General features: G+C 68.1%; 24 protein-coding genes and 1 tRNA gene. 16 read left to right on the forward strand and 9 right to left on the reverse strand.

All coding sequences use genetic code 11. The features are described from left to right. Positions 1–6 precede the first annotated feature (6 nt). From ACG01O_RS06430 to ACG01O_RS06475, 10 genes are all read left to right on the forward strand, one after another. Positions 7–102, forward strand: a tRNA-Sec gene (locus ACG01O_RS06430). 120 nt (positions 103–222) lie between these two features. Continuing rightward, entirely contained in the window at positions 223–678 is a 456-nt protein-coding gene (locus ACG01O_RS06435) for a glycine cleavage system protein H (RefSeq protein ID WP_394382581.1), read from the forward strand. Further along, entirely contained in the window at positions 675–1,055 is a 381-nt protein-coding gene (locus ACG01O_RS06440) for a DsrE family protein (protein ID WP_394382584.1), read from the forward strand. The genes ACG01O_RS06435 and ACG01O_RS06440 overlap by 4 nt, the downstream gene beginning before the upstream one ends. Positions 1,056–1,105: 50 nt before the next feature. After that, positions 1,106–1,975: a putative selenate ABC transporter substrate-binding protein gene (locus tag ACG01O_RS06445; RefSeq protein WP_394382586.1), complete on the forward strand. Its 870-nt coding sequence runs from the start codon at positions 1,106–1,108 to the stop codon at positions 1,973–1,975. Next, positions 1,972–2,559 carry a nitroreductase family protein gene (locus ACG01O_RS06450; protein WP_394382589.1) on the forward strand — a complete coding sequence of 196 codons (588 nt, stop codon included), beginning with the start codon at positions 1,972–1,974 and terminating at the stop codon, positions 2,557–2,559. The genes ACG01O_RS06445 and ACG01O_RS06450 overlap by 4 nt, the downstream gene beginning before the upstream one ends. A gap of 4 nt (positions 2,560–2,563) precedes the next feature. Beyond that, the gene (locus tag ACG01O_RS06455) at positions 2,564–2,866 is read left to right on the forward strand and encodes an urease subunit gamma (protein WP_394382592.1); all 303 of its coding nucleotides are present in this window, start codon (positions 2,564–2,566) and stop codon (positions 2,864–2,866) included. 27 nt (positions 2,867–2,893) lie between these two features. Beyond that, positions 2,894–3,469 (forward strand): HupE/UreJ family protein, encoded by a 576-nt coding sequence (locus tag ACG01O_RS06460; protein WP_394382595.1) that lies wholly within the window; start codon positions 2,894–2,896, stop codon positions 3,467–3,469. Further along, a complete protein-coding gene (locus ACG01O_RS06465; RefSeq protein WP_394382599.1) occupies positions 3,469–3,774 on the forward strand; it encodes an urease subunit beta in 306 nt (101 codons plus the stop codon). Before ACG01O_RS06460 ends, ACG01O_RS06465 begins: the two co-directional genes overlap by 1 nt. Continuing rightward, on the forward strand, positions 3,771–5,489 hold the full coding sequence (gene ureC, locus ACG01O_RS06470) for an urease subunit alpha (protein WP_394382602.1): 1,719 nt from the start codon (positions 3,771–3,773) through the stop codon (positions 5,487–5,489). The genes ACG01O_RS06465 and ureC overlap by 4 nt, the downstream gene beginning before the upstream one ends. 257 nt (positions 5,490–5,746) lie before the next feature. After that, on the forward strand, positions 5,747–7,318 hold the full coding sequence (locus ACG01O_RS06475) for a M28 family metallopeptidase (protein ID WP_394382605.1): 1,572 nt from the start codon (positions 5,747–5,749) through the stop codon (positions 7,316–7,318). Between the two features lie 145 nt (positions 7,319–7,463). Here ACG01O_RS06475 and ACG01O_RS06480 read toward each other — a convergent pair whose 3' ends face one another. Further along, complete coding sequence (locus ACG01O_RS06480; protein WP_394382607.1) at positions 7,464–7,904, reverse strand: hypothetical protein; 441 nt, start codon at positions 7,902–7,904, stop codon at positions 7,464–7,466. 268 nt (positions 7,905–8,172) lie between these two features. Here ACG01O_RS06480 and ACG01O_RS06485 point away from each other — a divergent pair, with 268 nt between their 5' ends. Together ACG01O_RS06485 and ACG01O_RS06490 are read left to right on the forward strand one after the other, a co-directional pair. Next, a complete protein-coding gene (locus tag ACG01O_RS06485; protein ID WP_394382609.1) occupies positions 8,173–8,376 on the forward strand; it encodes a hypothetical protein in 204 nt (67 codons plus the stop codon). Then, complete coding sequence (locus ACG01O_RS06490) at positions 8,360–8,698, forward strand: REP-associated tyrosine transposase (protein WP_394382612.1); 339 nt, start codon at positions 8,360–8,362, stop codon at positions 8,696–8,698. The genes ACG01O_RS06485 and ACG01O_RS06490 overlap by 17 nt, the downstream gene beginning before the upstream one ends. A gap of 130 nt (positions 8,699–8,828) precedes the next feature. On the opposite strand, the gene ACG01O_RS06495 is transcribed toward ACG01O_RS06490, so the two are convergent. After that, positions 8,829–10,865 carry a M13 family metallopeptidase gene (locus ACG01O_RS06495; RefSeq protein WP_394382614.1) on the reverse strand — a complete coding sequence of 679 codons (2,037 nt, stop codon included), beginning with the start codon at positions 10,863–10,865 and terminating at the stop codon, positions 8,829–8,831. 204 nt (positions 10,866–11,069) lie between these two features. Here ACG01O_RS06495 and ACG01O_RS06500 point away from each other — a divergent pair, with 204 nt between their 5' ends. Next, complete coding sequence (locus ACG01O_RS06500; RefSeq protein ID WP_394382617.1) at positions 11,070–12,938, forward strand: M3 family oligoendopeptidase; 1,869 nt, start codon at positions 11,070–11,072, stop codon at positions 12,936–12,938. Positions 12,939–13,010: 72 nt separating this feature from the next. Here ACG01O_RS06500 and ACG01O_RS06505 read toward each other — a convergent pair whose 3' ends face one another. Then, positions 13,011–13,793 carry an SGNH/GDSL hydrolase family protein gene (locus ACG01O_RS06505; RefSeq protein WP_394382619.1) on the reverse strand — a complete coding sequence of 261 codons (783 nt, stop codon included), beginning with the start codon at positions 13,791–13,793 and terminating at the stop codon, positions 13,011–13,013. Between the two features lie 148 nt (positions 13,794–13,941). Between ACG01O_RS06505 and ACG01O_RS06510 the strand changes: the two genes are divergently transcribed. Then, on the forward strand, positions 13,942–15,150 hold the full coding sequence (locus ACG01O_RS06510; protein WP_394382622.1) for a CaiB/BaiF CoA transferase family protein: 1,209 nt from the start codon (positions 13,942–13,944) through the stop codon (positions 15,148–15,150). Between the two features lie 84 nt (positions 15,151–15,234). On the opposite strand, the gene ACG01O_RS06515 is transcribed toward ACG01O_RS06510, so the two are convergent. Together ACG01O_RS06515 and ACG01O_RS06520 are read right to left on the reverse strand one after the other, a co-directional pair. After that, the gene (locus tag ACG01O_RS06515) at positions 15,235–16,104 is read right to left on the reverse strand and encodes a matrixin family metalloprotease (protein ID WP_394382625.1); all 870 of its coding nucleotides are present in this window, start codon (positions 16,102–16,104) and stop codon (positions 15,235–15,237) included. Positions 16,105–16,270: 166 nt separating this feature from the next. Further along, positions 16,271–17,890 carry an oleate hydratase gene (locus tag ACG01O_RS06520; protein WP_394382628.1) on the reverse strand — a complete coding sequence of 540 codons (1,620 nt, stop codon included), beginning with the start codon at positions 17,888–17,890 and terminating at the stop codon, positions 16,271–16,273. Positions 17,891–18,109: 219 nt separating this feature from the next. Here ACG01O_RS06520 and ACG01O_RS06525 point away from each other — a divergent pair, with 219 nt between their 5' ends. After that, positions 18,110–18,631, forward strand: coding sequence for a DUF4405 domain-containing protein (locus ACG01O_RS06525; RefSeq protein ID WP_394382631.1), 522 nt, complete (start codon positions 18,110–18,112; stop codon positions 18,629–18,631). A 55-nt stretch (positions 18,632–18,686) separates the two neighbouring features. On the opposite strand, the gene ACG01O_RS06530 is transcribed toward ACG01O_RS06525, so the two are convergent. Both ACG01O_RS06530 and ACG01O_RS06535 read right to left on the reverse strand, forming a co-directional pair. Further along, entirely contained in the window at positions 18,687–20,087 is a 1,401-nt protein-coding gene (locus ACG01O_RS06530) for a hypothetical protein (RefSeq protein ID WP_394382634.1), read from the reverse strand. A gap of 236 nt (positions 20,088–20,323) precedes the next feature. Next, positions 20,324–20,950: a LysE family translocator gene (locus ACG01O_RS06535; protein ID WP_394382636.1), complete on the reverse strand. Its 627-nt coding sequence runs from the start codon at positions 20,948–20,950 to the stop codon at positions 20,324–20,326. A gap of 86 nt (positions 20,951–21,036) precedes the next feature. Here ACG01O_RS06535 and ACG01O_RS06540 point away from each other — a divergent pair, with 86 nt between their 5' ends. Beyond that, on the forward strand, positions 21,037–21,969 hold the full coding sequence (locus ACG01O_RS06540) for a ParB N-terminal domain-containing protein (RefSeq protein ID WP_394382639.1): 933 nt from the start codon (positions 21,037–21,039) through the stop codon (positions 21,967–21,969). 9 nt (positions 21,970–21,978) lie between these two features. On the opposite strand, the gene ACG01O_RS06545 is transcribed toward ACG01O_RS06540, so the two are convergent. Next, on the reverse strand, positions 21,979–22,992 hold the full coding sequence (locus ACG01O_RS06545) for an HD-GYP domain-containing protein (RefSeq protein ID WP_394382641.1): 1,014 nt from the start codon (positions 22,990–22,992) through the stop codon (positions 21,979–21,981). Beyond that, positions 22,989–26,645 (reverse strand): PAS domain S-box protein, encoded by a 3,657-nt coding sequence (locus ACG01O_RS06550; protein WP_394382643.1) that lies wholly within the window; start codon positions 26,643–26,645, stop codon positions 22,989–22,991. The genes ACG01O_RS06545 and ACG01O_RS06550 overlap by 4 nt, the downstream gene beginning before the upstream one ends. Positions 26,646–26,671: the final 26 nt, after the last annotated feature.

Genomic DNA, 26,671 nt, shown 5'->3' on the forward strand with positions numbered 1-26,671 from the left:
GCAACTGGAGGGGCAACGACACCGGTGTGTCGGCCGGGCTTCAAACCCGGTGGGGGGCGCCATGCGCTCCTGGGTGGGTTCGACTCCCACGCCCCTCCGCCATTTGGCATTCATTCGCCGGCTGCGCAGCCCGATCCTGCGTCTGCGATGCTCGCCGTACGCCAGTACGGCTGCGCTTCTCCCCACAGCCTCGGGCCGCTCGCGACGGCGACTGAACGCCAAATGCATCGTGGAGGTGCGGTGCTGATCGCGGGTGCGGAATTGCCCGACGACCTCTGGTACTGGATCGACGACCAGACCTGGGCGCGGCCGCTGGACGATGGCACGGTGCGCGTGGGCATCACGGCGCTGGGCCTCAAGGCGTCGGGCGACATCTACATGTGTCGGCCCAAATCGGTGGGCAGTGTGGTGGAGCAGGGGCGCTCGCTCGGGGTGGTGGAGCTGTCCAAGTCCATCGTGTCGGTGAAGTCGCCGCTGTCCGGCACGGTCACGCGGGTGAACGAGGCGTTGGACGAGCGGCCGGAGTTGGTGCACCAGTCGCCGTACGACGTTGGCTGGCTGGTTGAGTTGGCGCCGTCCGAGCTCGACGCCGACAAGGGCCGGCTTGCCATCGGCGAATTGGCCGTGGCTGAGGCCATGCAGCGTTGGGCCTGGCTCAACCAGCTGGACACCGCATGAGCCGCACCGGCTTGGCCTTGTTGCTCTGGGCTGCCGACCCGGCCGACCCGGTGCGCCTGGCCACGCCGTTTGCCCATGCGGCCGCCGGTGCGGCGTTGGAGTTGCAGGTGGAGGTGTACTTCACCGCGCGCTCGGTGCTGTTGCTCAAGCCCGGCGTGGCCGAGCGCCTGCGAGCGTCTGAGCGCTTTGACAAAACCATTGCCGCCTGGATGCAGGATGCGCTCGATCACGGCGCTCGCTTTCTGGCCTGCACCGATGCGCTGGCCGCCCACGGCCTCACGCACGCCGACTTGATTCCCGCCGCCCGCCAGCATGGTGGCGCGGTGCAATTTGCCGCCCGAGCCGCTGATCCGGCCTGGGCCACGTTGGTGTTCTGACCGAACGCCTTTTTCGTTTCGTCCCGTCCTTTCCCCTCAGGAGAACTGCAATGAATTTGACTCGTGTCGTCGCCGGTCTGGCGCGTGGTGTGGTGGTGTCGCTGGCCCTGGTGGGCGCGGCAGCGCAGGCGCAGCAGGTGCTGCGGGTCACCGCCATTCCGGACGAGTCGCCCACCGAACTGGCCCGCAAGTTCGCGCCGCTGGGTGCCTACCTGGAAAGCAAGCTGGGCATGAAGGTGGAGTGGACGCCGGTGACCGACTACGCCGCCGCCGTGGAAACCGTGGTCAACAAGAAGATCGACCTCGCGTGGTTTGGCGGTTTCACCTTCGTGCAGGCCAACGTGCGCTCGGGCGGCAAGATCGTGCCGCTGGTGCAGCGCGAGGAAGACGAGAAGTTCCGCTCCGTCTTCATCACCGATGCCAAGAGCGGCATCAACAAGCTGGAAGACCTGAAGGGCAAGACGCTGAGCTTCGGCTCCGCCAGCAGCACCTCGGGCCACCTGATGCCGCGCAGCTTCCTGCTGGCCGCCAAGATCAACCCCGACGTTGACCTCAAGCGCGTGGCCTTCAGCGGTGCGCATGACGCCACCATCGCCGCCGTGGCCAGCGGCAAGGTGGACGCCGGCGCGCTGAACATCTCGGTGTGGGAGAAGTTCGTCAACGAGAAGAAGGTGGACCCGTCCGCCGTCAAGGTGTTCTACACAACGGCGCCTTACTTTGACTACAACTGGAGCGTGCACGCCGACATGCCCCAGGCCCTGCAAGACAAGATCAAGGCCGCATTCCTGGCGCTGGACCCGAACACCCCGCAGGGCAAGGAGATCCTGGGCCTGCAGCGCGCCACCAAGTTCATCCCCAGCAAGCCGGCCAACTACGACGGCATCAAGGCCGCGGCGGAAAACGCAGGCTTGCTGAAATGAACACGGCGCCGGCCTCGCTCGACGCGCTGCTGACGCGCTATTCGGTCGGCCCCAAGCACCTGGTGGAGCCCGGGCCGAGCGATGCGCAGCTCGCGCTGATGGCCGAGGCGGCGCTGCGTGCACCGGACCACGCCGAATTGGTGCCTTACCGGTTCAAGCTGGTGCGCGGCGCCGCAAAACAGGGCATGGCCGGCTTGTTTGCCGATGCCGCACGCGCTGCCGGCAAAGGCGGGGAGGGCGCCACGCTGGACGCCGAGCGGGCGCTCAAGCCCCCGGTGACCGTGGCCGTGGTGGCCCGCATCGACCTGGGGCACCCGCTGGTGCCGGCGCACGAGCAATGGGCTGCGGTGGGCGGCGCCATCGCCAACTTCCTGACAGCCGCGCATGCACTGGGCTTTGGCGGCAAGATGCTCAGCGGCGCCAAGGTGCGCGACGCCGCCATCGCGGCCGCCTTCTGCGCGCCCGGCGAGACGCTTTTGGGCTGGATTGCGCTGGGCACGCCCGCCCGCAAGGCGGCGGGCCCGTCCCGCAAGTTGGACGCCTCGGCCGTGTTGGTGGACTGGCATCCGCCTTGCAGAGAGTGACGACATGGAATTGACTCCGAGAGAGAAGGACAAGCTCCTTCTGTTCACCGCCGCCTTGCTCGCCGAGCGCCGCAAGGCCCGTGGCCTGAAGCTGAACTACCCCGAGGCGGTGGCACTGATTAGCGCCGCCATCCTGGAAGGTGCGCGTGACGGCAAGACCGTGGCGCAGCTCATGAGCGAAGGCCGCGAGGTGCTGACCCGCGCCGACGTGATGGACGGCATCGCCGAGATGATTCCCGAGATCCAGGTGGAAGCCACCTTCCCTGACGGCACCAAGCTCGTCACCGTGCATCAACCCATCGTTTGACCTGGCCTGCCCCGGCCTGACCCTGCCATGAAGCTGACCCGCTGGATTGCCCTGACGCCCCTGTTCGCTGCCGCCGCGGCCCAGGCCCACACCGACGGCAGCGCGCATGCGCACCTGAGCGGCTTTGTGGCCGGCGCGCTGCACCCGCTGACCGGGCCCGACCACCTGGCCGCCATGCTGGCCGTGGGCCTGTGGAGCGCGCTGGCGCTGAAGTCGCCGCTGCGGGCGCCGCTGGCGTTTGCGCTGTCGCTGCTGCTGGGCGCGGGCTTGGCCATGGCCACGGGCTGGCAGCTGCCGGCGGTGGAGGCCGGCATCACCGTGTCGCTGGCGGTGCTGGGCCTGCTGGTGGCGCTGCGCCTGGCCATGCCGCCGGCCGCGGGCGCAGCCACGGCGGCCATCCTGGCCTTCAGCCATGGTGCGGCGCACGGGCTGGAGCTGCAAGGCGTGGCCGCCCTGGCGGGCATGGTGCTCACCACCTTGGCGCTGCACGGCACGGGCCTGGCCCTGGGCTGGAAGCTGCGCGCCGCGCCGGCTTTGGCGCGTGGCCTACTGGGCGCCAGCGTGGCCGCGCTGGCCTTGGCTCGCCTGGGCGGGGTGGCGTGATGATTCCCGGCGAACTCATCACCGCCGAGGGCGAGCACGAGCTCAACCCCGGCCGCCGCACGCTCACGCTCAAGGTGGCCAATGCCGGCAATCGGCCCATCCAGGTCGGCTCGCACTACCACTTTGCTGAAACCAACGCCGCGCTCAGCTTCGACCGCGAAGCCGCCCGCGGCATGCGGCTCAACATCTGCAGCGGCACGGCCGTGCGCTTCGAGCCCGGGCAGACACGCACGGTCGAGCTCGTCGACCTGGGCGGCGACCGCCAGGTCTGGGGCTTCCGTGGCCTCGTGAATGGAAACCTATGAAGATCAGCCGCCGCGCCTACGCCGAGATGCTCGGCCCCACCGTGGGCGACAAGCTTCGCCTGGCCGACACCGCCCTCGTCATTGAGATCGAGCAAGACCTGACGCTGCGTGCCGGCGGCTATGGCGAAGAGGTGAAGTTCGGCGGCGGCAAGACCGTGCGCGACGGCATGGGCCAGTCGCAGCGCGTGAACGGCCCCGGCCCGGGCGATGCAGTGGACACCGTCATCACCAACGTCGTCATCCTGGACCACTGCGGCATCGTCAAGGCCGACATCGGTATCCGCGGCTGCCGCATCTGTTCCGTAGGCAAGGCCGGCAACCCCGACGTGCAGCCGGGCGTGGACATCGTCATCGGCCCCGGCACCGAAATCATTGCGGGCGAAGGCTTCATCGTCACGCCTGGCGCCATCGACACGCACATCCACTTCATCTGCCCGCAGCAGATCGAAGAAGCGCTGATGAGCGGCGTGACCACCATGATCGGCGGCGGCACCGGCCCGGCCACCGGCACGCTGGCCACCACCTGCACGCCGGGCCCCAACCACATCGCCACCATGCTAAAGGCAGCCGATGCCTTTCCCATGAACCTGGGCTTTCTGGGCAAGGGCAATGCGTCGCGCCCCGAGGGGCTGATGCAGCAGATCGACGCCGGCGCCATCGGCCTGAAACTGCACGAGGACTGGGGCACCACGCCCGCCGCCATCAGCAACTGCCTGGACGTGGCGGAGCTGACCGACACGCAGGTGGCCATCCACACCGACACGCTCAACGAGAGCGGCTTCGTGGAAGACACGATTGCCGCCTTCAAGGGCCGCACCATCCACAGCTTCCACACCGAAGGCGCGGGCGGTGGCCATGCGCCGGACATCATGAAGGTGGTGGGCGAGGCCAATGTGCTGCCCAGCTCCACCAACCCCACGCGCCCGTTCACCGTCAACACGCTGGACGAGCACCTGGACATGCTGATGGTGTGCCACCACCTGGACGCGGGCATTGCGGAAGACCTGGCCTTTGCCGAGAGCCGCATCCGCCGCGAAACCATCGCCGCCGAAGACATCCTGCATGACCTGGGCGCCATCAGCATGTTCTCGTCTGACAGCCAGGCCATGGGCCGGGTGGGTGAGGTTAGCTTGCGCTGCTGGCAGACCGCGCACAAGATGAAGGTGCAGCGCGGCAGCTTGCCGGGTGACGGCGCCGGCAACGACAACGCCCGGGTGAAGCGCTACCTGGCCAAGCTCGCCATCAACCCCGCACTGGCACACGGCATCAGCCACGAGGTGGGCAGCATCGAGGTGGGCAAATGGGCCGACCTCGTGCTGTGGAAGCCCGCCTTCTTCGGCGTGAAGCCCAGCCTCATCCTGAAGGGCGGCTTCATCGCCGCCGCCGCGATGGGCGACGCCAACGCCAGCATTCCCACGCCGCAGCCGGTGCACTACCGGCCCATGTTCGGCAGCTTCGGCGGCGCACTGGCCCAGGGCTCGCTCACGTTCGTGAGCCAGAGCGGCCAGGCCCACGTCGAGACACTGGGCCTCGCCAAGACCCTGGTTCCCGTGAAGGGCTGCCGCACGGTCAAGAAGACCGACATGGTGCACAACGCCTACCTGCCGACCATGGAAATCGACGCGCAGACCTACGAGGTGCGGGCCGACGGTGTGCTGCTGACCTGCGAGCCGGCGAAAGAGCTGCCGATGGCGCAGCGGTATTTCCTGTTCTGACGCTGGCGCGCTGCGCTTGGCCGCAGCTGCGTGCCTCCACGCACCATCACCCTAGGGGCCGCATCCCACCGCCGCTGAATCCTGGGACAGGCGGCTCCCGGTTCCCGCGTGCGTGAGCGGGTTGGACGATGCGCAGGCTTGTGCTGGCGGCTGCCGGCACGCACGCGATCGGGGCCCTTGCCACTCCATGCGCCCAACGGCCACAAGCCGGCTGGGTGCGGGCCCCGAGTTCATTCACCTGATCGGGGAACCCCACCATGCGCTCTTCATTCAAGCCCCTGGCCCTGGCTGGCCTGCTGGCTCTGTGCTCCGCCGCCCAGGCGGGCGACAAGGTCTGGATCAGCCTCGGCGATGCCGCTCTGGCCCAGCTCCAGAAGGTCACCGCCGTGACGCCCGGCGCCAGCGCCACGCCCACGGCCGCGCTGGCCGGGGCTTCGGCGTCCACCGCCGGCCGCCGTGCCGAATCCATCCACCTCGTGCAGGTGGACGAGGCCGCGCTGCTGCAACTGTCGGCCGCGGTGCACCAGGAGCTCAAGCGCTGCGGGGGGTTCATGTTCCACGCCAGCCAGGCGGAGGGCCTGGCCTCGCTGCAGCGCCACGCCGGCACCGCCAAGCTGGCGGCCGTGGCGGCCCTGACGCGGCCCAGCTACGTGATCGACCAGCAAGCCGTGGTGACCCCGCTGCTGAACCAGATGCAGGCCAGCAACATCGGCCAGACCATCACCGACCTGTCCGCTTACGTGAACCGTTACTACCAAACGGCGGGCGGCGTGAACTCGTCGGACTGGCTCAAGCAGCGCTGGACGACGCTGGCCGCGGGCCGCGCCGACATCACGGTCGAGCAGTTCACCCACGCCAGCTGGAAGCAGAAGTCCGTCATCGCCACGATCAAGGGCACCGACAACGCCAGTGAAGTGGTGGTGCTGGGCGCCCACCTGGACTCCATCAACCAAGCCGGCACCACCGAAGCCACCCGCGCCCCGGGCGCTGACGACGATGCCTCCGGGGTGGCCAGCATCACCGAGGTGCTGCGCACCATGGTGGCCGGCGGCTACAAGCCGCGCCGCACGATCAAGTTCATGGCCTACGCGGCGGAAGAGGTGGGCCTGCGCGGCTCGCAGGAAATTGCCACCAGCTACGCCAACGCCGGCGTGAACGTGGTGGGCGTGATGCAGCTGGACATGACCAACTACAAGGGCTCGGTCAACGACATCTACATCTACACCGACTACACCGACAGCGCGCAGAACACCTTCGTCACCAACCTGATCCAAACCTACCTGCCCACGCTGAAGGTGGGCACCGACAAGTGCGGCTACGGCTGCTCTGACCACGCCTCGTGGACGGCCAAGGGCTACTACGCCAGCCTGCCGTTCGAGGCCGCGTTCAACCAAGACAACCCGTACATCCACACCGCCAACGACACCTTTGCCAACAGCGGCAACCAGGCCGACCACTCCCTCAAGTTCGCCCGTCTGGCGCTGGCCTACGCGGTGGAACTGGGCAGCGACGGCGCCGGCGGCGGCGGGGTGCCCGACAAAACCGAAACCTTCACCGGCAGCCTCACCCTGAACCAAACGCGGAGCTTCGGCCCGTTCAAGGCCGGCGTGGGCAGCTTCAAGGCCAGCACCACCGGCACGGGAGACATCGACCTCTACGCCCGCCGCACCACCGTGCCCACCACGACGACGTACGACTGCAAGTCCGACGGCGCGACGTCTGCCGAAAGCTGCAGCATCAACCTCACGGCCAACGGGGACGTGTACGTGCTGCTCAAGGGCTACAAGGCCGGCAGCTACAGCCTGACGGTGACGTACCGGCCGCAGTGAGGGCGGGGTGGGCGCGGGGTGGCTCGCGCCCGTTCGGAGTTTGTAGGTTGGGGTGAGCATCGCGAACCCCAACGTCTCGGCCGGCAGCGTTCGTTGGCTTGCTCTGCGTTTACCCCAGCCTACGAGCTATTCAGGACAGACAGTGTCATTTCCCAAGATTCGGGTTGATTTCGGGATCTAGCGTCCCCCGGAAGCGGTCTTCAAATTGTTTTCGGATTTCCACCTTTTTCAGTCGAACAATTACGCGCTTCCAGCTAGGAAGGGGGTCGCCGTTCATCTCATTCAACATGGGGAAAACCTGGCGATCGGTGACTTCCCAGCCGTTAAAAATGTACTCGGTGATGGTCAAGTAATTCACTGGATGTTCCGCAGGAACACCTAGCGACAAACATCGAATGTTGATTTCATTTGGGTCATCCGCCTTCATGTTCCACTTGCCCGAACATTCAATGGACTTCCCAATTTTGCTTGTCGCGACGGTATTGAGGAACGTCCACACTTCTTTCGAGGGGACCGCCCAAGTCTTGGCTGAACCAATACTGGGAGCTGCAAGGAAGGCGATGATTGCGAGGCGCTTGATAAGCATGGTGCGGGTCTCTAATGCGGAAATTTTATTATTCTTGGGTATGTGCTAGCTTGCCATGGCGCTCTCGTGTATGAATTCACAGAACAGCGCCGGTTCTCTACAAGGTTGTCGGGATATGTGCCGGGTACGACCCGACAAACTTGGGCGATCAAGGCTTATGGCGCGACTGTATTGACCCGGCGTCGGTCGGGTTGAGCCTGAGGCCCCAACGTTTGACCATCGCCGCTTGTTGGGGTTCACTCCGTTCACCCCAACCTACGCAGGCACCATGCGTTACCGCCGCGCCAACACGCCGGGCGCCACCTACTTCTTCACGCTGAATGCGGCGGACCGCAGCGGTCGTGTGCTGACCGATCACATTGATGCCTTGCGTGACAGTTTTCGTGCTGTTCGCGGGGCACACTCGTTTGTGGTGGACGCGATCTGCGTGCTGCCTGCCCCCCCTGCATCTGCTGATGACGCTGCCGCATGACGACGCGGACTTCGCCACGCGCATCATGCGCATCAAGCAAGCCTTCTCGAGGCGCATACCGGCAGGCGAGCGGATCAGCGCAAGCCGAGCGTCCAAGGGGGAGCGTGGGATCTGGCAGCGGCGTTACTGGGAACACCTCATCCGCGACGATGCCGATTTCGAGCGGCATGTGGCGTACATCCTTTTCAACCCCGTCAAGCACGGCTGGGTGCAGCGGGCGGCGGACTGGCCGCACTCCAGCATTCACCGCTTCATTCGTGACGGGGTCATCGATGCGTCGTGGGCGAGCGTGGGGGATGGGGCGCTGGCTGCGGGGGAGTGAGGCGTTGGGGTTCGCGGTGCTCACCCCAACCTACAGGGTCAGGGTCAATCCACGGCCCCACCCCACCCAACAAAAAAGGGCCTGCATCGCAGGCCCTTCGTCATTCAACCGCCGCGCACGGCGGTGTGCGTCACCAGATGACGACGCGCTTGTCGTCCGGGCGCACCATCGCGTCGCCCGCCTTGCAGCCGTAGGCCTTGGCAAAGGCGGGCATGTTGGACGGGGCGGCGTTGGTGCGGAAGCCGGCCGGGGCGTGGGGGTCGGTGTTCAGGCGCACCAGTTGGTTCTCCGGGCGAATGCTGCCGGCCCAGACCTTGGCCCAGTTCATGAAGAAGCGCTGGTCGCGGCTCATGCCGTCGAGCATGGGGTCGGGCTGGCCGACGGTGGCTTTCACCATCGCGTCGTAGGCCATGTTCAGGCCGCCCAGGTCGCCAATGTTTTCGCCCAGGGTCAGGCGGCCGTTGGCGCGCTTGTCGGGGTGCTGGGGCAGGGGGGCGTACTCGTCGGCCTGCGCGACGAGTTTGTTGGCGCGTTCCTCAAACCGCTGGCGGTCTTCGGCCGTCCACCAGTTGGCGTTGTTGCCTTCGCCGTCGAACTGGCTGCCTTGGTCGTCAAAGCCGTGGCCGGCTTCGTGGCCGATGACAGCGCCGATGCCGCCGTAGTTGATGGCGTCGTCGCCCTTGGCGTAGAAGAACGGCGGCTGCAGGATGGCCGCGGGGAAGTTGATGGTGTTGGTGGAGGGGCTGTAGTAGGCGTTGACGGTTTGCGGCGTCATGCTCCACTCGTAGCGGTCGGTGGCCTTGCCGATCTTGGCGAGGTTGAAGCGCTGGTTGAACGCGCGGGCCGCACGCAGGTTGGCGTAGTGGCTGTCGGCCGTCACGGTCAGGCCGGTCCAGTCGCGCCAGGTGTCGGGGTAGCCGATCTTGGGCAGGAAGGTTTGCCACTTGGCAATGGCCTTGGCCTTGGTTTCGGGCGTCATCCAGTCGAGGTTGTCGATGCGCGCCTTCAGGGCGTTGCGCACGTTGTCCACCAGTTGCTGCGCGCGCACCTTGGCTTCCGGCGTGAAGTACTGCTTCACGTACAGCTGGCCCAGGGCCTGGCCCATGCTGCCGTTGACGGCGCCCAGCGCGCGCTTCCAACGCACTTCCTGCTCGGGCGTGCCGTTCAGCGTCTTGCCGTAGAAGGCGAAGTTTTCGTCCTGGAAGGCCTTGGCCAGCGAGGGCGAGGCACCGTCGATGGCGTGGAAGCTGAAGTAGGCCTGCCACTGCGCCACTGGGGCTTCGGCGAGCAGGGTGTCCAGCGCAGCGAAGAACTTGGGCTGCGACAGCGAGAAGCCGCCGGTGGCGGTGACGCCGGCGTCGACCTGCATGGTCTTGAAGTACTGCGCCCAGTCCCAGTGCGGGGTGACCTTGTTGGCCTGCTCCACTGTCACGAAGTTGTACTGGTTCTCGGGCTTGCGCAGCTCCACGCGCAGGAAGGACGCGGCGGCGAGTTGCGTCTCCAGCGCCATCACCTGCGCGGCACGGGCCTGGGCTTCGTCAGCGGCGGTGCCGGTCAGCTCGAACAGCTTGGCAATGTGCGCCACGTAGGCGGTGCGCAGCTTGGCGTGCTCGGCCTTGCTGTAGTACTCGGGGCCGGGCAGGCCCAGGCCGCCCTGGCCGGCGAAGGCGATCTGGCGCTTGGCGTTCTTGTAGTCGGCGCTCACGCCGAAGCCAAAGGTGCGGCCTTCGCCACGGGCGTGCGCTTGCTGCAGCCAGGTGATGACGTCGGCGTTGGTCTTCAGCGCGGCAATGGCGGCCAGGTCTTTCTTGATGGGGTCAAAGCTGGCGCGCTCGATGGCGGCTTCGTCCATGGCGGCGCGGTAGATCCAGCCGATCTTTTGCTCGATGGAGCCGGGCTTGGCGCTGTCGGCGTTCTTGGCGGCGGCTTCCACGATGCCGCGCTGCGCGTTCTGGCTCTTCTCGGCCAGCGCGTCAAAGCCGCCCCAGCGGCTCTTGTCCGCCGGAATCGGGTTGGCCTTGACCCAGTTGTTGTTGGCCCAGGCATTGAAGTCGGTGCAGGCGGACTGGGTGGGGTCCACATCGGGCACGAATTCGGGAATGGCGGCGGCGTGGGCCACGCCGGCGCAGCACAGCGCGGCAGCCAGGGTGATGGCGCGAGGGGTCACGTGGGTCTCCGTGAGGGGGCAAAAAATGCGAAGCGCGCACCATAGCGGCGGGGGCGGGTCGGCTGAACTGCTGAAAGTCACCAGCCGGGTAAATCGGCGGTAAACCCCAGCAGCAGCCCTCAGGGTTTGCCCGGCCGTCACTTCGGTCAGATGCGCCGGCGGGCCGCGAAACTCGCCGCCTTCACATCCGTTCCGGTTTGACCCATGAAGCATCTGCCCTTGGCCCGTACGCTGGCCATGCCCCTCGCACTCAGCCTGGCCCTGGCCTTCAGCAGCCCCGTGGCTGTGCAGGCCGAGCCCTTGTCCACCACCTGGAACCTGAGCCCGCTGTACGCGTCGGCCGCCGATTGGGAGGCCGCCCGCAAGGCCTTGCTGGCCGACTTGCCCAAGCTCGCCGCACTGAAGGGCACGCTGGGCAAGAGCGCCAAGAGCCTGCGCTCGGGGCTGGACACGCTGAGCGCCGCCAACCTGCGGTTCGACCGCCTGCGCGTGTACGCCAGCATGGTGCAAAGCACCGACAACCGCGACGCCGCCAACCAGGAGCGCAGCAACCTGGCCGGCCAACTGGACGGTGAGTTCCACAGCGCGCTGGCGTGGGTGGAGCCCGAGATCCAGTCGCTGGGTGCGGCCAAGGTGGCGGCCTTCATCAAGGCCGAGCCGGGCCTGAAAAAGCATGCCGAGCACCTGCGCAACAGCCTGCGCCAGGCCCAGCACACGTTGAGTGCTGAAACGGAAGCCGTCATCGCCGCCTTGGGCCCGGTGCGCAGCGCCACGGGCGACGTGCGCACGCTGCTGTTCAATGCCGACACGAAGTGGCCCGAGATCACCGTGGCCGGCAAGCCCGAGCGCGTGGACGACACCCGCTACGGCCTGCTGCGCCAGAACCCCGACCGCGCGGTGCGCAAGCAGGTGTTTGACGCCTTCTTCGGGGCCATCGGCCAGTACGAAAACACCTACGGCGTGACGCTGGGCAACGTGGTGCAGGACGACACCACCCTGGCCAAGCTGCGCCGCTACCCCAGCGCCGTGGCCATGAGCCTGGGCGCCGAGGAAATTCCGGAAGCCGTGTACCGCACGCTGGTGGCCGAGGTGCGCCAGGGCCTGCCCACGCTGCACCGCTATTTCAAGCTGCGCCAGAAGATGCTGGGCCTGCCGGACCTGCACTACTACGACATCTACCCCGCGCTCGTCACGCAAACCAAGACCTACAGCCTGGACGACGCCGCCGCGCTGACCCTGGCCGCCACCCGCCCGCTGGGCGACGACTACCAAGCCCTGCTGCAAACCACGCTCAAGGCCAACACCATGCACGCGCTGCCCGCACCGGGCAAAAGCGGTGGGGCCTACCAAGACGGCGTGTACGGCGCGCCGCCCTTTGTGTTCCTGAACCACCAGGGCGAGTTCGATTCCGTCAGCACTTTCGCCCACGAGTGGGGCCATGCCATGCACACGGCCCTCGCCAACCGCGCGCAGCCGTACGAAACCGCCGGCTACTCGCTCTTCGTGGCCGAGATCGCCTCCACCGCCAACGAGGTGCTGCTCAGCCAGTACATCCAGGGCCAGGCGCAAACCAAGGCCGACAAGCTCTTCCAGCTGGGTTACGCGCTGGAGCGCCTGCGCGGCACCTTCTTCCGCCAGGCCATGTTCGGTGAGTTCGAGCTGAACACGCACGACGCCGCGGCCAAGGGCGAAGCGCTGAACGGCAAGCGCATGACCGAGATCTACTGCAAGCTGCTGAAGGACTACCACGGCGACGCCGCCGGGGTGATGAAGATCGACCCGCTGTACTGCCAGGAGTGGGCCTTCATTCCGCACTTCTACCGGCCGTTCTACGTGTACCAGTACGCCACCTCCATCACCGCTGCGCTGCACTTCGCGGAGGAGATTGCGGCCGGCAAGCCGGGTGCGCGTGAGAACTACCTGAAGCTGCTGGCCAGCGGCGGCTCGGTGGCGCCGTACCAGGCCTTGAAGAACGCCGGCCTGGACATGGCCAGCCCCGCGCCCTACCGCGCGCTGGTGCAGCGCATGGATCGAATCATGGATGAGATGGAGGCGCTGCTGGCGGCGAAGTGAGGCTTGACGGCCCGAGGCCACCGGAGCGTGGCTGTGGGCCGAGTCATCGGCCGAATCTTCGACGCCAGCAGGTCAGATCAGGCCAGCGGCTTTGAGCTCAGGCTTCCAGCGATTGGCCAATCGCCGAAACCCGGCGGGCGTGGGGTGAAGCTCGTTTGCCCAGTCTTCCGGCTTCAGGGTGCCGCGCTGGTCGACCAGGCGAACCACGCCCGGGAAGCTTTTCTGCAGCTCTTCCAGCTGAGTCCAGTACGTGTTGATGCAGTGGTTGACCACCTCTTGCTGCAAGGCGCGTGGCACCTTGCACATGTCCATGGGAACCTGCAGCCATTGGCCGAAACCGAGGAAGCCCAGCCCGTTCGGATTGGCGTAGTCGTATCCGTGCAAGAACACGGGCGTGCCGGGGATGAGCGATTGCACCAAGCTCACGGTGCTGGTGTGCGCGTTGATCACTTCTTTGAACAGGTCGCCTGGCTGATTGGTCTTGAAGCAATCGGTGGCTGATGTGGCGGCCGAGCAGTCTGGCCGCAGCAGGGGCACGAAGTCTTTCGGGCCGGCCAGGTCATTGCCACCGCCAGACACAAAGACCGCCTTGAGCGCTTTGCCGTAGCCGGTGACCGGGTTCAAGTCGCGCTCGAGCTGGGCGCGAATCAAGCCCGTGACGTACTCCCGCGCTTCAGCGCCGTTCGCGCCGCGCACCAGGATGATGTGCTCCCGCCCCTCGTTCAGGATCTTGTGCAGGCCGTTCAGCAGGTTGCTCTTCAGGTACCAGAACCAGGAGTCGCCCACCGCCAACACGGTGGGGAAGACGCCTTCGGCGCTGAGTTCCTGTTCGTTCCAAACGGGGCCGGTGATCATGGGCAAGCTCCTGTGACGCGAGGTGCGCGCATTCTGAGATCCGGCGCGGCGCGCGGCCTCCTCAAGCTTGTGGGCTTCGCGCGCAGCCAAGGCAGCCGGCGCCACATCCGCAGGGCGGTGCGGCCGGGCGCGTCGCACACTGCCGGGCATGAATGCGTCGTTTTCCACCCCTGCCGCGCTCGCCGGCCTCAAGGTCATTGAGCTGGGCCAGCTGATTGCCGGGCCGTTTGCGGCCAAGACGCTGGCGGACTTTGGCGCCGAGGTCATCAAGATCGAGCCGCCCGGCAGCGGCGACCCGCTGCGTCAGTGGCGGCTGATGCTGGACGGCACGTCGGTGTGGTGGCAGGTCAGCTCGCGCAACAAGCGCTCGCTCGCGCTGGACCTGCGCACCCCCGAAGGGCAAGACGTGGTGCGGCGCCTGGCGGCTGAAGCTGACGTGTTGATCGAGAACTTCCGCCCTGGCGCGATGGAAGCCTGGGGCCTGGACCCGGAGGCGCTGCGCGCCGCCAACCCGCGGCTCATCGTGCTGCGCGTGAGCGGCTACGGCCAGTCGGGCCCCTACCGCGACCGCCCCGGCTTTGGCGTGGTGGCCGAGGCCATGGGCGGCATGCGTCACCTCACCGCCGAACCCGGCCGCGTACCGGTGCGCGTGGGCGTGAGCATTGGCGACACGCTGGCCGCGCTGCACGGCGTGATCGGCATCCTGCTGGCGCTGCAGCACCGGCACGCCACGGGGCAGGGCCAGGTGATCGACGTGGCGCTGTACGAGGCTGTTTTCAACTGCATGGAAAGCCTGTTGCCCGAGTACAGCGCCTTTGGCGTGGTGCGTGAGCCGGCGGGCAGCGCCATGCCGGGCATCGCGCCCACGAATGCCTACCGCTGTGCGGACGGCGGCTATGCGCTGATTGCAGGCAATGGCGACAGCATCTTCCGCCGCCTGATGACGCTCATTGAGCGCGACGACCTGGGCACCGACCCCGCCCTGGCGAACAACGCCGGCCGTGTGGCCCGCGTGGGCGAGATCGACGCCGCCATTGGCGCCTGGGCCGCACAGCGCCCGGTGGCCGAGGTGCTTCACGCGCTGGACGGTGCCGCCGTGCCGGCCGGACGCATCTACACCGTGGCCGACATCGCGGCCGACCCGCACTACCAGGCCCGCGGCATGTTGCAGCAGGTGCAACTGGAGGGTGGCCGCACGCTGGCGGTGCCAGGCATCTGCCCCAAGCTCTCGGCCACGCCGGGCGGCCAGCACCGCAACGCGCCCACGCTCGGGCAAGACACCGACGCCGTGCTGGCGGAGTTGGGACTCACGTCGGAGCAGGTGGCGCAGCTGCGGGCGCGGGGCATCGTGAGCTGACTGCATTCGCGTGGCCCCCGCCGAGCCGGACGCGATCCCTCAGCGGCGCGGCGGGCGCTGGCGGTCAAACGCCCGCGGTGGCCCTCAACCAGCCGTGCGACGGCGCCACTGCAGCGCCAACACGCCCAGTGCCATCAGCGCCCAGGTGGCGGGTTCTGGCACCGGCTGCGGCAACACCACGGCGAGGTTGAGGTCGGGCGCCGATGTGCGAATCGACCAGCCCGCAGCGGTCATCGCATTCCAGTCGTTCGCGTCGAAGAACTTGCGCTGCACCGGGCCGATGCTGGGGTACATCGCGTCGGGCAGGTTGCTGGAGTGCGACAGGCCGAACGCATGACCCATTTCATGCATGACGACGCTGGCGAAGTCCACCGGCGGGGCCACATCCACCCAGCGTGCGCCGTTGGGCTGGTTCGGGTTTACCGGCAGGGATTCAGGTGCCGGGCGCTCGAAGTTGCGGATGTCCTGGTCGTACGAGAACAGCGCGCGAGTCTGGTTGGCGTAGGGGTTGGTGGTCACCCCCAAGGCCGGGTACGGCAGCGACGACAGGCTTTGCGGCTGCGTCTGAAAAATCATGTCGGCATAGCCGGAACGGGCGGTGCCCACGTAGGCGACCCCCAAGGTCGACCCGGTGAAGGCACCCGCCTGCATGAAGAAGACGATGGTGTCGGCCGCCACCTGGTAATTCGACAGGGTCAGGGCGCTGCCCACTGCCGCGCCGTTGCTGTCCATGAACGCGCCCAGCGTGGTGTTCACCGTGCGTGCTTGCAGCGTGTTGGTCAGGTTGTATTCAAAGATGGACGCCACCTGCTCCAGCACATTGCGTTTGTCCTGGGTGAAGAAGTTGGACTTGTCCAGCGTGTAGTCAAACACGATGTTCAGCGCGCTGGCGGGCGTGGCGGCCAGCGCGGCGGCCAGGCCCAGGGTGGACAGGGCGAATCGAACGGGGTTCATGGGCGGTCAGTCGTTGGGCGAGGGTGGAACATGCCGCTCGACGGCGGTGTCAGCGCGTCATTGTCTGCAGCTGGCCCCCCCAGCCTCCCCCCGGAACGTGGCTGCCGTTGTCCTCAGCATTGGCGATGGACGGCAGCGTCGATCGCCAGTACCGCAGCGCTGCCGGTCAGCTGAACGCGGCCGCCAGGGCGTCCAAGCCCACATGCGGGTCGTGCAGGCCCTGGTACAGCGGCGGGATGTCGCGGTTCACGCCGAACAGGCGATACACCGCGTGCATGGCGCAGTGCACCGAGTACTCGACGGTGTAGACCGTGTCGTCCGGCAGTTCCACGTGCTGCCCCAGGAAGGCGAAGTTGGCTGCGCCTTGCGGCAGCACCAGCGGCCGGTCGCCCGGCTTGCGCGGCGCGAACATGGCCGAGCCGTAGGGCAGCATCACCGGGGTCACGTCGGTGCTGGCCAGGGCGATGTTGCGAATGTCGCCAAAGCCGAGGTGCTGCAGCAGTTCGTCCAGGATTTCATGCCCGCTGCACTGCGCCATGGGCTTGGGCACGAAGTTGCCCGGGGCGTCGATGAACAGGCCGTAGCCCCAGGCCGTGAAGGTCTCGGGCGGCATGTTGGGGAAGTGCGGCTGGTGCGGCACCACCAGCGACATCAGCCAGTTGGAGTCCACCAGCGTCATCAGCGCGCCGGTGCCAGGCAGGTTGCCGCTGAAGTCGGCAATGCGGTCTAGCAGCGTGCGGCCGTGCAGGGTGAGCGTGAACGACTCCCACTTGTTGTCGTCCACGTTGAAGAAGGTTTGCGGGCGGCCGAAGTCGCTGGCCTTGCGGGCCAGCGTTTCCCACAGCGACCAGGCGCCGTCACGCCGGTCGCGGATGAGTTCCGGCGCTTCGTGGTTGCCGCCGTAGGTGGCGTCGGCGGTGATGGAGCCCAGCGTCACGAAGCAGGCGTCACCCGGTGCGAGGTCCAGCGTGTGTTCGCCCTGGGCGGTGCGCACGTGCAGGCCGGTGACGCGGCGGTGGGCGGGGTCGCGCAGGTCGAAGTCCACATCCGTCACGCGGTGGCCGAAGCGCACATCCACGCCCTGGCCCAGCAGCCAGCGCTGCAGCGGCACGGCAATCGAGTCGTACTGGTTGTAGGGCGTGCGCCGCACACCGGCCAAGGTGTGCATGCGCGGAAACTCCTGCATGAAGCGCAGGAAGTAACGGCGCAGTTCGGCGGCGCTGTGCCAGTCCTGGAAGGCGAAGGTGGTGCGCCACATCTGCCAGAAGTGGCTCTGGAAGAAATGCGGCGAGAAGAGTTCGTCAATGCGCCGCGCGCCCAGCAACGCCTCGGGCGTGGCCAGCAGGCGGGTGAGTTCGGCGCGGTCGCGGCCATTCAGCCCGTAGTGCCGTGCGTCCAGGATGCGCCCGCCCTGGCCGATGAGCCGGGCGTGCGCTTCGGTGCGCACCTGGGCATTGAACGCGTCGATCTCCTGCCGCACGCTCAGGCCCGGTTTTTCCAGGGAGGGAATGCCGTCCAGCAGGTTCCACAGGCACTGGTACACCTCCTCGCACAACATGCGGCCGCCGCGGGTCACGAAGCCGGGTTGGGTGGGCGAGGTGCTGCCATCCAGGCAACCACCGGCGGTGCCGCCTTCTTCGAGGATGTGGATGTGCGGGCCGGGCATGCCGGCATCGCGGATGAGAAACGCGGCCGAGGCCATGGAGGCGATGCCGCCGCCCACGAGCCAGACATGGGCATTCTTGGAGTCGAGCATGGAACGAGCGCGGCGTACCGCGCGAAGCACTGAGGTGCGTTGACTCTAGGCAGCGCCCCCGGGGCTTGGCTCTGATGCGCATCAAGGGGGCGTCAAAACCGGCGGAGCTCTCTAACGACGGCGCGCAGCAACGAAAGCTTCACGCGGCCCGCGCAGCATCCCCAGGTTTTGCGGCGATGCTTGCCGCTGTGTTCTTCCGGCCGCTGTGCATCGGCGTGCCGGCCTGTCGTTTTTGATTGAGCGAGCCTGATGACTGCACCCACCGTTCCCCGCCACTGGGCCACGCCCGTGGTGATGGCCTGTTTCACCGTGATGGCCGCCACCGGCGTGTTGATGTTCTTCCGCTGGCAATCGCCGCTGCAGAAGGAAATTCACGAATGGCTGGGTTGGGGCTTGCTGGCCGCGGTGCTGATGCACGTGCTGGCCAACCTGCCGGCGTTCAAGCGCCACTTCGCCGGCCCGCGCCAGGCCGTGGCGTTGCTGACGGTGGCGGTGCTGGTGGCAGGCGGCAGCTACTTTGTGCGCCCGGCCGACGGCAAGGGCCCGTCCGTGTCGGCCCTGGCGGTGCAGGCCCTGGCCCGGGCGCCGCTGCACACGGTGGCCGACGTGTTCGGCCTGCCGGTGCCCTCCGCCCGGCAGGCGCTGGCGGATGCCGGCCTCACGCTGGCGGACGACAACACCAGCATCGACACCGCCGCCCAAGGCAACCGCGAGCGCGTGGGCAAGGCCCTGAAGGCGCTGGCCAAGGCCGCGCCACAGCCGGCGCGCTGAGCTTGGGTCGTGGCCAGCCTGGGCACCAAAGCACCCGGCCGCCGCGCGCTGGACATCAGCGGGTGCAACTGACCCAGGTTTTGCCCGAGTCGGTGCTGCACTCCTTGTAGGTGGTCTTGTCGGTGCGCGTGGTGATGCGCACCCAAGGGCCGGCGTTGGCCTTCTCCACCGTGATGCGCAGGTCGGTGTCGTCGGTGGAACGCTTGTACCAACTGTCGGTGGCCAGCAGGACGTCTTCGTCGAATCGGATGCCGCTGGCAGCGATGCGCGCGATCACGGGGCTGAAATCGAGCTGACCGCCCTTGCCCTGCAGGTGATGCCACGCGGACAGTGCGCCGAACTCGGGTTGTTGCGGGCTGAAGCGCAGCACGTTGGTGTACGACACCAGACCCTTGGTGTAGTGGGCGTAGTAATCCAGCAGCGTGGGCGTGCCCGGTGTGGCGTGGGCATCACCCAGGCAAGCCAGCGGGTCGGCCTCGCGCTTGGGGTCGGCGTACTGCACAACCAGTTCGTAGGTGACGCCGTCGCGCACTTGCGCCACCGACTCGTGCGTGAAGCATCCGTAGTCGCTGTTCATGTCGTCCACGTTGTACGCGGAGCGCGTGGTCTTCAGGCTCGCGTTGCCGAAGGGTTGGCTGTCTTCCACCGTCAGGTTCAACACCCGGGTCACGCGGGTCAGGCTGTCGTCCAGCATGACCCATTCGTGGCGATAGCCTGAGGGGCGCCACACCGAGACGTTGCGGTACCAGACCCCGGCGCGATCGTTGATGTTGTCCGTGCCGCGACCGCGGTACACCTCCGCGCGGATGAAGCGGGCGTCCGGGTACTGGGCGTGCAGTTGCTGCTTGTAGGCGTATCCCGCCTTCAAGCCTTTCACGATGTCCTGGGCCAGGGCATGGCTGCCGGTGTCCTGGGTCTGGATGAAGTCCGCATGGATGCGGGCCTCCGACAGGTTGTAGCGGCTCACCAGGTCACCCATGACGTTCCGAATCTCGGAGCTCATCGATTCCCGCAGCTGCTGGTTCTGGCGCAGTTGTTCACAGCTGTTCAGGTTGGCGGAGGTGGCGGTGAGCCGCGTGCGCACTTGATCCCAGATGGCGGTGGTGAGGGGCGAGATGTTCATCACCTGCTCGGGGGTCAACGGCCGCAGCTGTGGCGCCATGGCCATCTGGTAGGCAGCCTTGACCGGGCCGGTGTCCTCGTCCACCGCGCCAACCGGCACATCCACGTACAGCGTGGCATAGGGCAGGCACGCCTTTTGGCTTTCGTTCAATTCCAGCTGGTAAGCGCCCGCGGCCTTGGACACGGCAAACGGCTCGTCGGCGTCCTTCACGTGATTGGCATTGATGTCGAGCCACACCGTGGCGCCGCTGATGTAGCCGTCAATCACCTTGCCGGCAACCGACGTCTTGACCTCAGGCGGCGGAGGCTCAGGGGTGGGGGCCGGGGTGGGCACGGGAGCCGGGACCACGGGCGTGGGGGCGGGGTTTCCACCGCCGCCGCATCCAGCCAAGGCCAATGTCAATCCAGTGATCCATGCCGTGGCCACCACTTGGCCGCGCGTGGTCGTCGATCGTGCCATCCATCCCCTCCCGCTCGTCGTGAAAAGGCGCGCAGTGTAGGGACCCTTCGCAGCCCAAAAAGGCTTCCGGCTGCTGGAGCGGAGGGTGCAATTTCACCTCCGGTTGGAGGTCATTTCGTGAGGATCATGCGCAGGCCCAGGCCGATGAACACCGTGCCGGCCAGTCGGTCCAACCAAGGGCCGATGGCCGGGCGCCGGTTCAGCCAGGCGCCCACGCGGCCCGAGAAGTAGCCCAGCGCGCCGAACAGCAGCGCCGCCTGCGCGGTGAACAACAGCCCGAGCAGCCCCAGCTGCACCGGCACGCCGCCCTGCGAAGCCACCACGAACTGCGGCAGGAAGGCCAGGAAGAACAGCACCACCTTGGGGTTGATGGCGTTGGCCACCAGGCCTTTCACGAACAGCTGGCGCAGCGAGGCGCCGTCATCGCTGCCGCCGCCCACGGCCACCCGGCCCGCGTGGCGCCAGGCCTGCACGCCCATCCACACCAGGTAGGCGCCGCCCACGGCCTTCAGCAAGCCGAACGCCAGCGGTGACGCCGCCACCAGCGCGCTCACGCCCACCACCGCCAGCAGCGTGTGGCTGAGGCAGCCCAACGCACAACCCAGGCCAAAGGCCATGCCGGCCCGCCGCCCGCGGGACATGCCCATGCTGAGCACCATCAGGTTGTCAGGCCCCGGCGTGGCGGTGAGCACCAGCGCGGCGGCGAGGAAGGCGAGGGTCTGGGCGAGCGTCAGCATGGGCGCGATGCTAAGCCGCGCAACCGCCTGAACGCGCCTCTCTAGAATCCGCCCCCTTTTCCGAAGTTCGCACCCGCCCGGCTCCCATGGACATCGTCGTCAACGAAGACCTCAAGGCATACATCGACCCCCTCACGCCGGACGAAGAGGAGGCCCTGGAGCGCAGCCTGCTGGCTGAAGGCTGCCGCGATGCATTGGTGCTGTGGGGCAACGTGCTGGTGGACGGCCACAACCGGCACCGGCTGTGCACCAAACACGGCATTCCATTCCGCACGGTGCAGAACCCGCGCTTCAAGTCGCTGGAAGACGTGCACCTGTGGATGATCGACCAGCACCTGGGCCGGCGCAGCGTGTCGGACTTCCAGCGTGGCGTGCTGGCGCTGCGCAAGCGCGAGATCGTGGCCGAGCGCCGGGCGCGCGTGGCGGCGGTGGAGTCGGGTGCGGTGGAAACGGTGGCGGCGCCGGCTGTGCAGGCCGCGGCGGACGCGGTGGCGTCGGCGGACATGGCAAGCGACGTGGCCGCAGCACCCGTAGCACCCGCAGCCGCGCTGCCGCCGCAAGACAGCCTGGAAACCCGTGAGGCCCTGGCCCGTGCCGCGCGCCTGAGCAGCAGCCAGGTGGTGTTGATCGAAAAAATCCAGAAGCAGGGCGCGCCGGAGTTGGTGGCGGCCGTGCGGGCGGGCACCGTGTCCATCAATGCGGCGGCGGCGGTGGCGAGCCTGCCGGTGGAGGAGCAGGCCGCGGCGGCTGCGGCCGGTGCTGAAGAGTTGAAGCAGGCGGCCAAGCGGGTGCGCGAATCGCGCCGCCGGGCGCCGCCGGCTGAGGTGGCCGCCACCGACGAGGCTTCCGCCGCGCCGGCCGCGCCTGAGGCGGGCGATGCCTTGCCGTCGATCGATGCCCTGCGCCAGCGGGTGGCCGACCTGGAAGCCGAAAACGCCCTGCTGCGGGCGGAACTGGCGGGCCTGCGTGCTGCCGGTGGCGGCGAGGGCGTCAGTGGCGGGGGTGGCGCGCCGTTCTGAGCGCCGCGTTCAGTCGGCCCAGCGCTCGCGGATGGCCAGCATTTGCGGCAACTCCGCCACGAACAGCTCCACCAGGGTGGGGTCGAAGTGCTTGCCGGCATCGGCGCGCAACTGCGCCACGGCCTCGTCCACCGGCCAGGCCTTTTTGTAGGGCCGGTCGCTCGTGAGGGCGTCGAACACATCGCACAGCGCCACGATGCGCGCTTCCAGCGGAATGGCCTCGCCCGCCAGGCCGTGCGGGTAGCCACTGCCGTCCCACTTCTCGTGGTGGTGAAGGGCCACACGGCGGGCCATTTGCAGCACGCGGGCGTCATGCTCGCCAATGATTTCAGCGCCCATTTCCGGGTGGCTGCGCATGTGCGCCCACTCCTCGGGCGTGAGCTTGCCGGGCTTGAGCAGCACCGCGTCGGCAATGCCGATCTTGCCCACGTCGTGCATGGCGGCGGCGTTGAGCAGGTCGTCGGCCTCGGCGTCACTCATGCCCAGGCGCCGCCCGATGACGGCTGCGAAATGACTCATGCGCAACACGTGGCGCCCGGTTTCGTTGTCGCGGTACTCGCCCGCGCGGCCCAGGCACTGCACGATGGCCAGCCGGCTGGCGCGCAGCTCGTCCGCCGCCACCAGCGACAAGTGGTTGCGCACCCGCGCCAGCACGATGGGCGCGCTGATGGGCTTGGTGATGTAGTCCACCGCGCCGGCGGCGAAGCCCTCGGCTTCGTGCTCGGGGTCGGCCAGGGCGGTCACGAAGATGACCGGAATGCGCCGCAGGGCAGCGTCCGCGTCGGGCGCCTTCAGGCGCCGGCACACCTCCAGGCCGGACAGGCCCGGCATCATCACGTCCAGCAGGATCAGGTCCGGCCGCTCTCGGGCCGCCAACTCCAGGGCCTTCTCGCCGTCGCGTGCAAAGGCCAGGCGGTAGCGCGACTGCAGCACCTGACGCAGCACCTGCAGGTTGGCCGGTTCGTCATCCACCACCAGCAGCTTGGGGCGCCGGTCGTCTGCAACGTCGGGACTGTCGGTCATGCACTGTCCTTCAACAACCCGGCCAACACGCGCCGGGCTTCATCGAACTCGAAATCCATCATCGCCGCGTCCAGCCGCTCGCGGGTGGCCACCGGCAAGCGGCTGAGCACGCGCTGACACAGCGCGTCAGGCATTTCGCCCTTCGCCAGCGCGGCGTCCAGAGCGCGCACGTCCGCAGGCTCGGGCGCCGGCATGTGCTCGATTGTGGCGGCGTCGGGGGTGGACGGCACCGTGGGCGTGCCGGCGTCCTGCAGTTGAACCCGCAGCGCCTGCAGGCGGTGCTGCTGGGCCGCCCAGGCCGCGGGGGCGTCGGCCACGGTGCCGTGTTCCAGAGCGTCCAGGGCCTGCCCGTCGTCCGGAACGCCCAGGTTGGCCAGGGTGCCGCGCAGGCGGTGCGCCCAGGCCGCGTCTTCCTGCCCGGTGGGCCAGCGGTCCAGGCTGTCGTTCAGAAAGCGCAACAGCTGGCCGCGCAGCAGTTCAGCGCTGCCCCAACGGGCCAGGCCGGCTGACCAGTCGATGCCCGGCGGCAAGCCGGCCACCGTGGCGGCAGTGGCGGGGCTGGCCGCAGCGGCGGCGCCCGGGGTCAGTTCTGATCCTGGGGCCAGGCCCAGCACGCGGGCGATTTCCGCCAGCAGCACCGGCCAGTCGATGGGCTTGACCGCAAAGCCGTCCATGCCGGCGGCGAGCGTCATGTCGCGGTCGCCCTGCATGACGCTGGCGGTCAGCGCAATGACCGGCAAGTGGCCCGCACCTTGCGCGGCCTCGAACTGGCGCAGTTCACGGCAGGCCTGCAGGCCGTCCATCACCGGCATCTGCACATCCAGCAGGGCGAGGTCGAAGCCGCCCTGGCGCATGGCTTCCAGCGCTTCGCCGCCATGGGTGGCGGTGGTGACGGTGTGGCCCTGTTGGCGCAGGCGCAACTCCAGCAGCGTCAGGTTCTCGGGCACGTCGTCGGCGATCAGGATGCGCAGCGGCGGCAGGCTGGGGCCGTGGCTGTTCAGCGCGTGGCTGGCTGCAGCGCTGGCGTCCGCCGCCTGCAGCGGCACTCGAACCCAGAAGCGGCTGCCTTGGCCCAACTCGCTTTGCACACCGATGCGGCCGCCCATCAGCTCCACCAACTGCCGGGCGATGGTGGTGCCCAAGCCCGTGCCGCCGAAGCGGCGCGTCATGCTGGCGTCGGCTTGGGCGAAGGGGTCGAAGATGCGGTCCAGCCGGTCCGCTGCGATGCCGATGCCGGTGTCCGCCACCGACAACTCCAGCCAGCCATCGGGCCGCACCGTGGCCGCCACGGTCACGGCGCCTTGTTCGGTGAACTTCACCGCGTTGCCCGCCAGGTTGAGCAGCACCTGGCGCAGCCGCAGGGGGTCGCCCATCACCAGGGGCGGCAGGGTGGGGTCGAGGTCCAGGGTGAGGCCCAGGCCCTTGCGGCGGGCGTTCAGCTCCAGCGTGGAGAGCACGTCCTCGCACAACTGGCGCAGGGCGAAGGGGCGCGACTCCAGCTCCACGGCGCCGTTTTCCAGCTTGGCGGTGTCCAGGATGTCATTCAGCAGCCCAAGCAGCGCCCGGGCCGAGCGCTGCACGGTTTGCATGTGCTGGCGTGACGCGGGGGGCAGTTCGCCGTCCAGCACCACGTCGGTGAAGCCGATGATGGCGTTCATCGGCGTGCGGATCTCGTGGCTCATGTTGGCCAGGAAGCTGCTCTTCGCGGCGGCGGCTTGCTCGGCCCGGTCCTTGGCGATGCGCAGGTCTTGCACCAGCGCGTGGCGCTCGGTGAGGTCGGTGACGAACTTGACGATGCGCAGGGGCTGGCCGTTGGCGTCCAGGATGGGGTTGTAGGTGGCCTGAATCCAGATGTGGCGGCCGTCTTTGCCGACGCGTTCGTACTCGCCGCTGCGGAACTCGCCGCGTCGCAGCGCGGCCCAGTGCTCCGCGTAGTCGCGGCCCACCGCTTCCTCCGGCAGGCACAGCATGCGGTGGTGCTGGCCGATCAGCTCCTCGGCCGTGTAGCCCACCAGGGCCAGGAAGTTGTCGTTGACGTGCAGGATGTGCCCGTCCAGGTCGAACTCGATCACCACCAGCGCGCGGCGAATGGCCGTGAGCACGCCGGAGAACTCGGCGTTGCGCAATTGCTGTTCGGTGATGTCCATCAGCAGCGAGTCGATGCGGGCGCGGCTGCCGTCCAGCGGCGTGATGCTGCCGGTTTCCGAGAACCAGCGCACCTCACCGTCACGGCGGCAGATGCGGAATTCCAGCTGGTAGGTGCGGGCGGTGTTGGCGCCGCGGCGCGCGGGGCTGCCCACGCGCTGCAGGTCGTCTGGGTGAAGCAGCGCGTCCAGCCCGGCGCCGGGGGCGCGCAGTTCGTCAGGCGTCCAGCCGGTCAGGCGCTCGATGCGGTCGCTGATGTAGAGCAGCTCGGTCTGGCCGGTGGCGAAGTCGTGAATGCCGTGCACGGCCGCGCCGGGCAGGTTGGCGATCAGGCTGCGGTGCTGCTGTTCGCTTTCCTGGAGGGCCTGTTCGATGTGGCGCCGCTCGCTGATGTCGGCAATGAACGCCACCTGCATGGCCTCGCCCTGGCTGAGGGTCTGGCCGAAGGCCACACGCAGCGGCAGTTCGCGGCCATCCAGCCGGCGGCCCACGGTTTCTGTCACGCCGTCGCGTTCGGCGCCTTTGGCCTGGTCGGTGCGCAACTGGGGCACCAGCTCGTGCAGCGAGCGGCCGATGAGCTCGGCCTCGCGGCCGCCGAACAGTTCGGTGGCCGCGCGGTTCACGCCCAGCACCCGGCCGTCGGCGTCCATGCGCAGCACGCTGTCCACCGCGGTGTCGAACAGGGTTTGCAGGCGCGCCTCGCTGCGCCGCAGGGCCTGGAACAGCAGCCGGTGGCGCAGCGCCGAGCTGACCGCGCCTCCCAGCGCACTCACCAGCAGCGTGACCAGGGCGATGGCCAGTGCCAGGTCCGCGTGGCGGCTGAGGCTGACCATGCCCGACACGTCCGCCACCCCCACAAAGCGCGAGGCCTGCATGGCCGTGTAGTGCATGCCCGCGATTGCGCTGCCCATGACGACGGCGGCCGACAGGTCGGCGAGCCGGTCGGGCCAGCCGCGTTGGGCCATGGCTGCGCGCACCCACAGCGCCAGCACGGCCAGCACCACCGCGACGACGATGGACGCCGCAAAGCCCAGCGGGTCGTACCGCAGGCTGGCGGGCGTTTGCAGGGCGGCCATGCCGCTGTAGTGCATGACGCCGATGCCCGCGCCCATCAACACGCCTCCGGCCAGCAGGCGCCAGCCGCTGCTGCGGCGCGCGGCCAGCTGGTTCAGCGCCACCGCAGCGGCCGCCAGCGCGGGCAGCACCGACAGCGCGGTGATGCGGTGGTCATACCCGACCTGCGTGCACAACTGAAAGGCCAGCATGCCGATGAAGTGCATGGCCCACACACCCACCCCCAGCGACAGCGCACCCGCGGTCAGCGCGGCGCGGCGCAGCAGCGGGGTGAGGCTCTCGCGCGCCTTCACGGCCAGTTGCAGCGCGATGTAGGCGCTGAGCACGGCTGTCAGCACCGACAGCCCCACCAGTGCGGGGTCGTGCGTGCCGGGCACCAGGCTGGGCGGCGCAGCGCCTTCAATCAGGAAGAAGCGGTCCAGGTCCAGCAGCATGGCGTGCCTCCAGGCCGGGGTGAGGG

It is taken from the genome of Pelomonas baiyunensis (assembly GCF_043555935.1).
In the GTDB taxonomy this organism is placed as follows: domain Bacteria; phylum Pseudomonadota; class Gammaproteobacteria; order Burkholderiales; family Burkholderiaceae_C; genus Pelomonas; species Pelomonas baiyunensis.

What these genes read in the sequence shown, in the direction of transcription:
- ACG01O_RS06485 (WP_394382609.1), top strand. Translation starts at nt 8,173, where the DNA reads ATGCGTTACCGCCGCGCCAACACGCCGGGCGCCACCTACTTCTTCACG.
- ACG01O_RS06525 (WP_394382631.1), top strand. Translation starts at nt 18,110, where the DNA reads ATGACTGCACCCACCGTTCCCCGCCACTGGGCCACGCCCGTGGTGATG.
- ACG01O_RS06505 (WP_394382619.1), bottom strand. Translation starts at nt 13,793, where the DNA reads ATGATCACCGGCCCCGTTTGGAACGAACAGGAACTCAGCGCCGAAGGC.
- ACG01O_RS06445 (WP_394382586.1), top strand. Translation starts at nt 1,106, where the DNA reads ATGAATTTGACTCGTGTCGTCGCCGGTCTGGCGCGTGGTGTGGTGGTG.
- ACG01O_RS06465 (WP_394382599.1), top strand. Translation starts at nt 3,469, where the DNA reads ATGATTCCCGGCGAACTCATCACCGCCGAGGGCGAGCACGAGCTCAAC.
- ureC (WP_394382602.1), top strand. Translation starts at nt 3,771, where the DNA reads ATGAAGATCAGCCGCCGCGCCTACGCCGAGATGCTCGGCCCCACCGTG.
- ACG01O_RS06535 (WP_394382636.1), bottom strand. Translation starts at nt 20,950, where the DNA reads ATGCTGACGCTCGCCCAGACCCTCGCCTTCCTCGCCGCCGCGCTGGTG.
- ACG01O_RS06440 (WP_394382584.1), top strand. Translation starts at nt 675, where the DNA reads ATGAGCCGCACCGGCTTGGCCTTGTTGCTCTGGGCTGCCGACCCGGCC.
- ACG01O_RS06490 (WP_394382612.1), top strand. Translation starts at nt 8,360, where the DNA reads ATGACGCTGCCGCATGACGACGCGGACTTCGCCACGCGCATCATGCGC.
- ACG01O_RS06550 (WP_394382643.1), bottom strand. Translation starts at nt 26,645, where the DNA reads ATGCTGCTGGACCTGGACCGCTTCTTCCTGATTGAAGGCGCTGCGCCG.
- ACG01O_RS06545 (WP_394382641.1), bottom strand. Translation starts at nt 22,992, where the DNA reads ATGACCGACAGTCCCGACGTTGCAGACGACCGGCGCCCCAAGCTGCTG.
- ACG01O_RS06450 (WP_394382589.1), top strand. Translation starts at nt 1,972, where the DNA reads ATGAACACGGCGCCGGCCTCGCTCGACGCGCTGCTGACGCGCTATTCG.
- ACG01O_RS06455 (WP_394382592.1), top strand. Translation starts at nt 2,564, where the DNA reads ATGGAATTGACTCCGAGAGAGAAGGACAAGCTCCTTCTGTTCACCGCC.
- ACG01O_RS06480 (WP_394382607.1), bottom strand. Translation starts at nt 7,904, where the DNA reads ATGCTTATCAAGCGCCTCGCAATCATCGCCTTCCTTGCAGCTCCCAGT.
- ACG01O_RS06540 (WP_394382639.1), top strand. Translation starts at nt 21,037, where the DNA reads ATGGACATCGTCGTCAACGAAGACCTCAAGGCATACATCGACCCCCTC.
- ACG01O_RS06475 (WP_394382605.1), top strand. Translation starts at nt 5,747, where the DNA reads ATGCGCTCTTCATTCAAGCCCCTGGCCCTGGCTGGCCTGCTGGCTCTG.
- ACG01O_RS06500 (WP_394382617.1), top strand. Translation starts at nt 11,070, where the DNA reads ATGAAGCATCTGCCCTTGGCCCGTACGCTGGCCATGCCCCTCGCACTC.
- ACG01O_RS06435 (WP_394382581.1), top strand. Translation starts at nt 223, where the DNA reads ATGCATCGTGGAGGTGCGGTGCTGATCGCGGGTGCGGAATTGCCCGAC.
- ACG01O_RS06515 (WP_394382625.1), bottom strand. Translation starts at nt 16,104, where the DNA reads ATGAACCCCGTTCGATTCGCCCTGTCCACCCTGGGCCTGGCCGCCGCG.
- ACG01O_RS06510 (WP_394382622.1), top strand. Translation starts at nt 13,942, where the DNA reads ATGAATGCGTCGTTTTCCACCCCTGCCGCGCTCGCCGGCCTCAAGGTC.
- ACG01O_RS06460 (WP_394382595.1), top strand. Translation starts at nt 2,894, where the DNA reads ATGAAGCTGACCCGCTGGATTGCCCTGACGCCCCTGTTCGCTGCCGCC.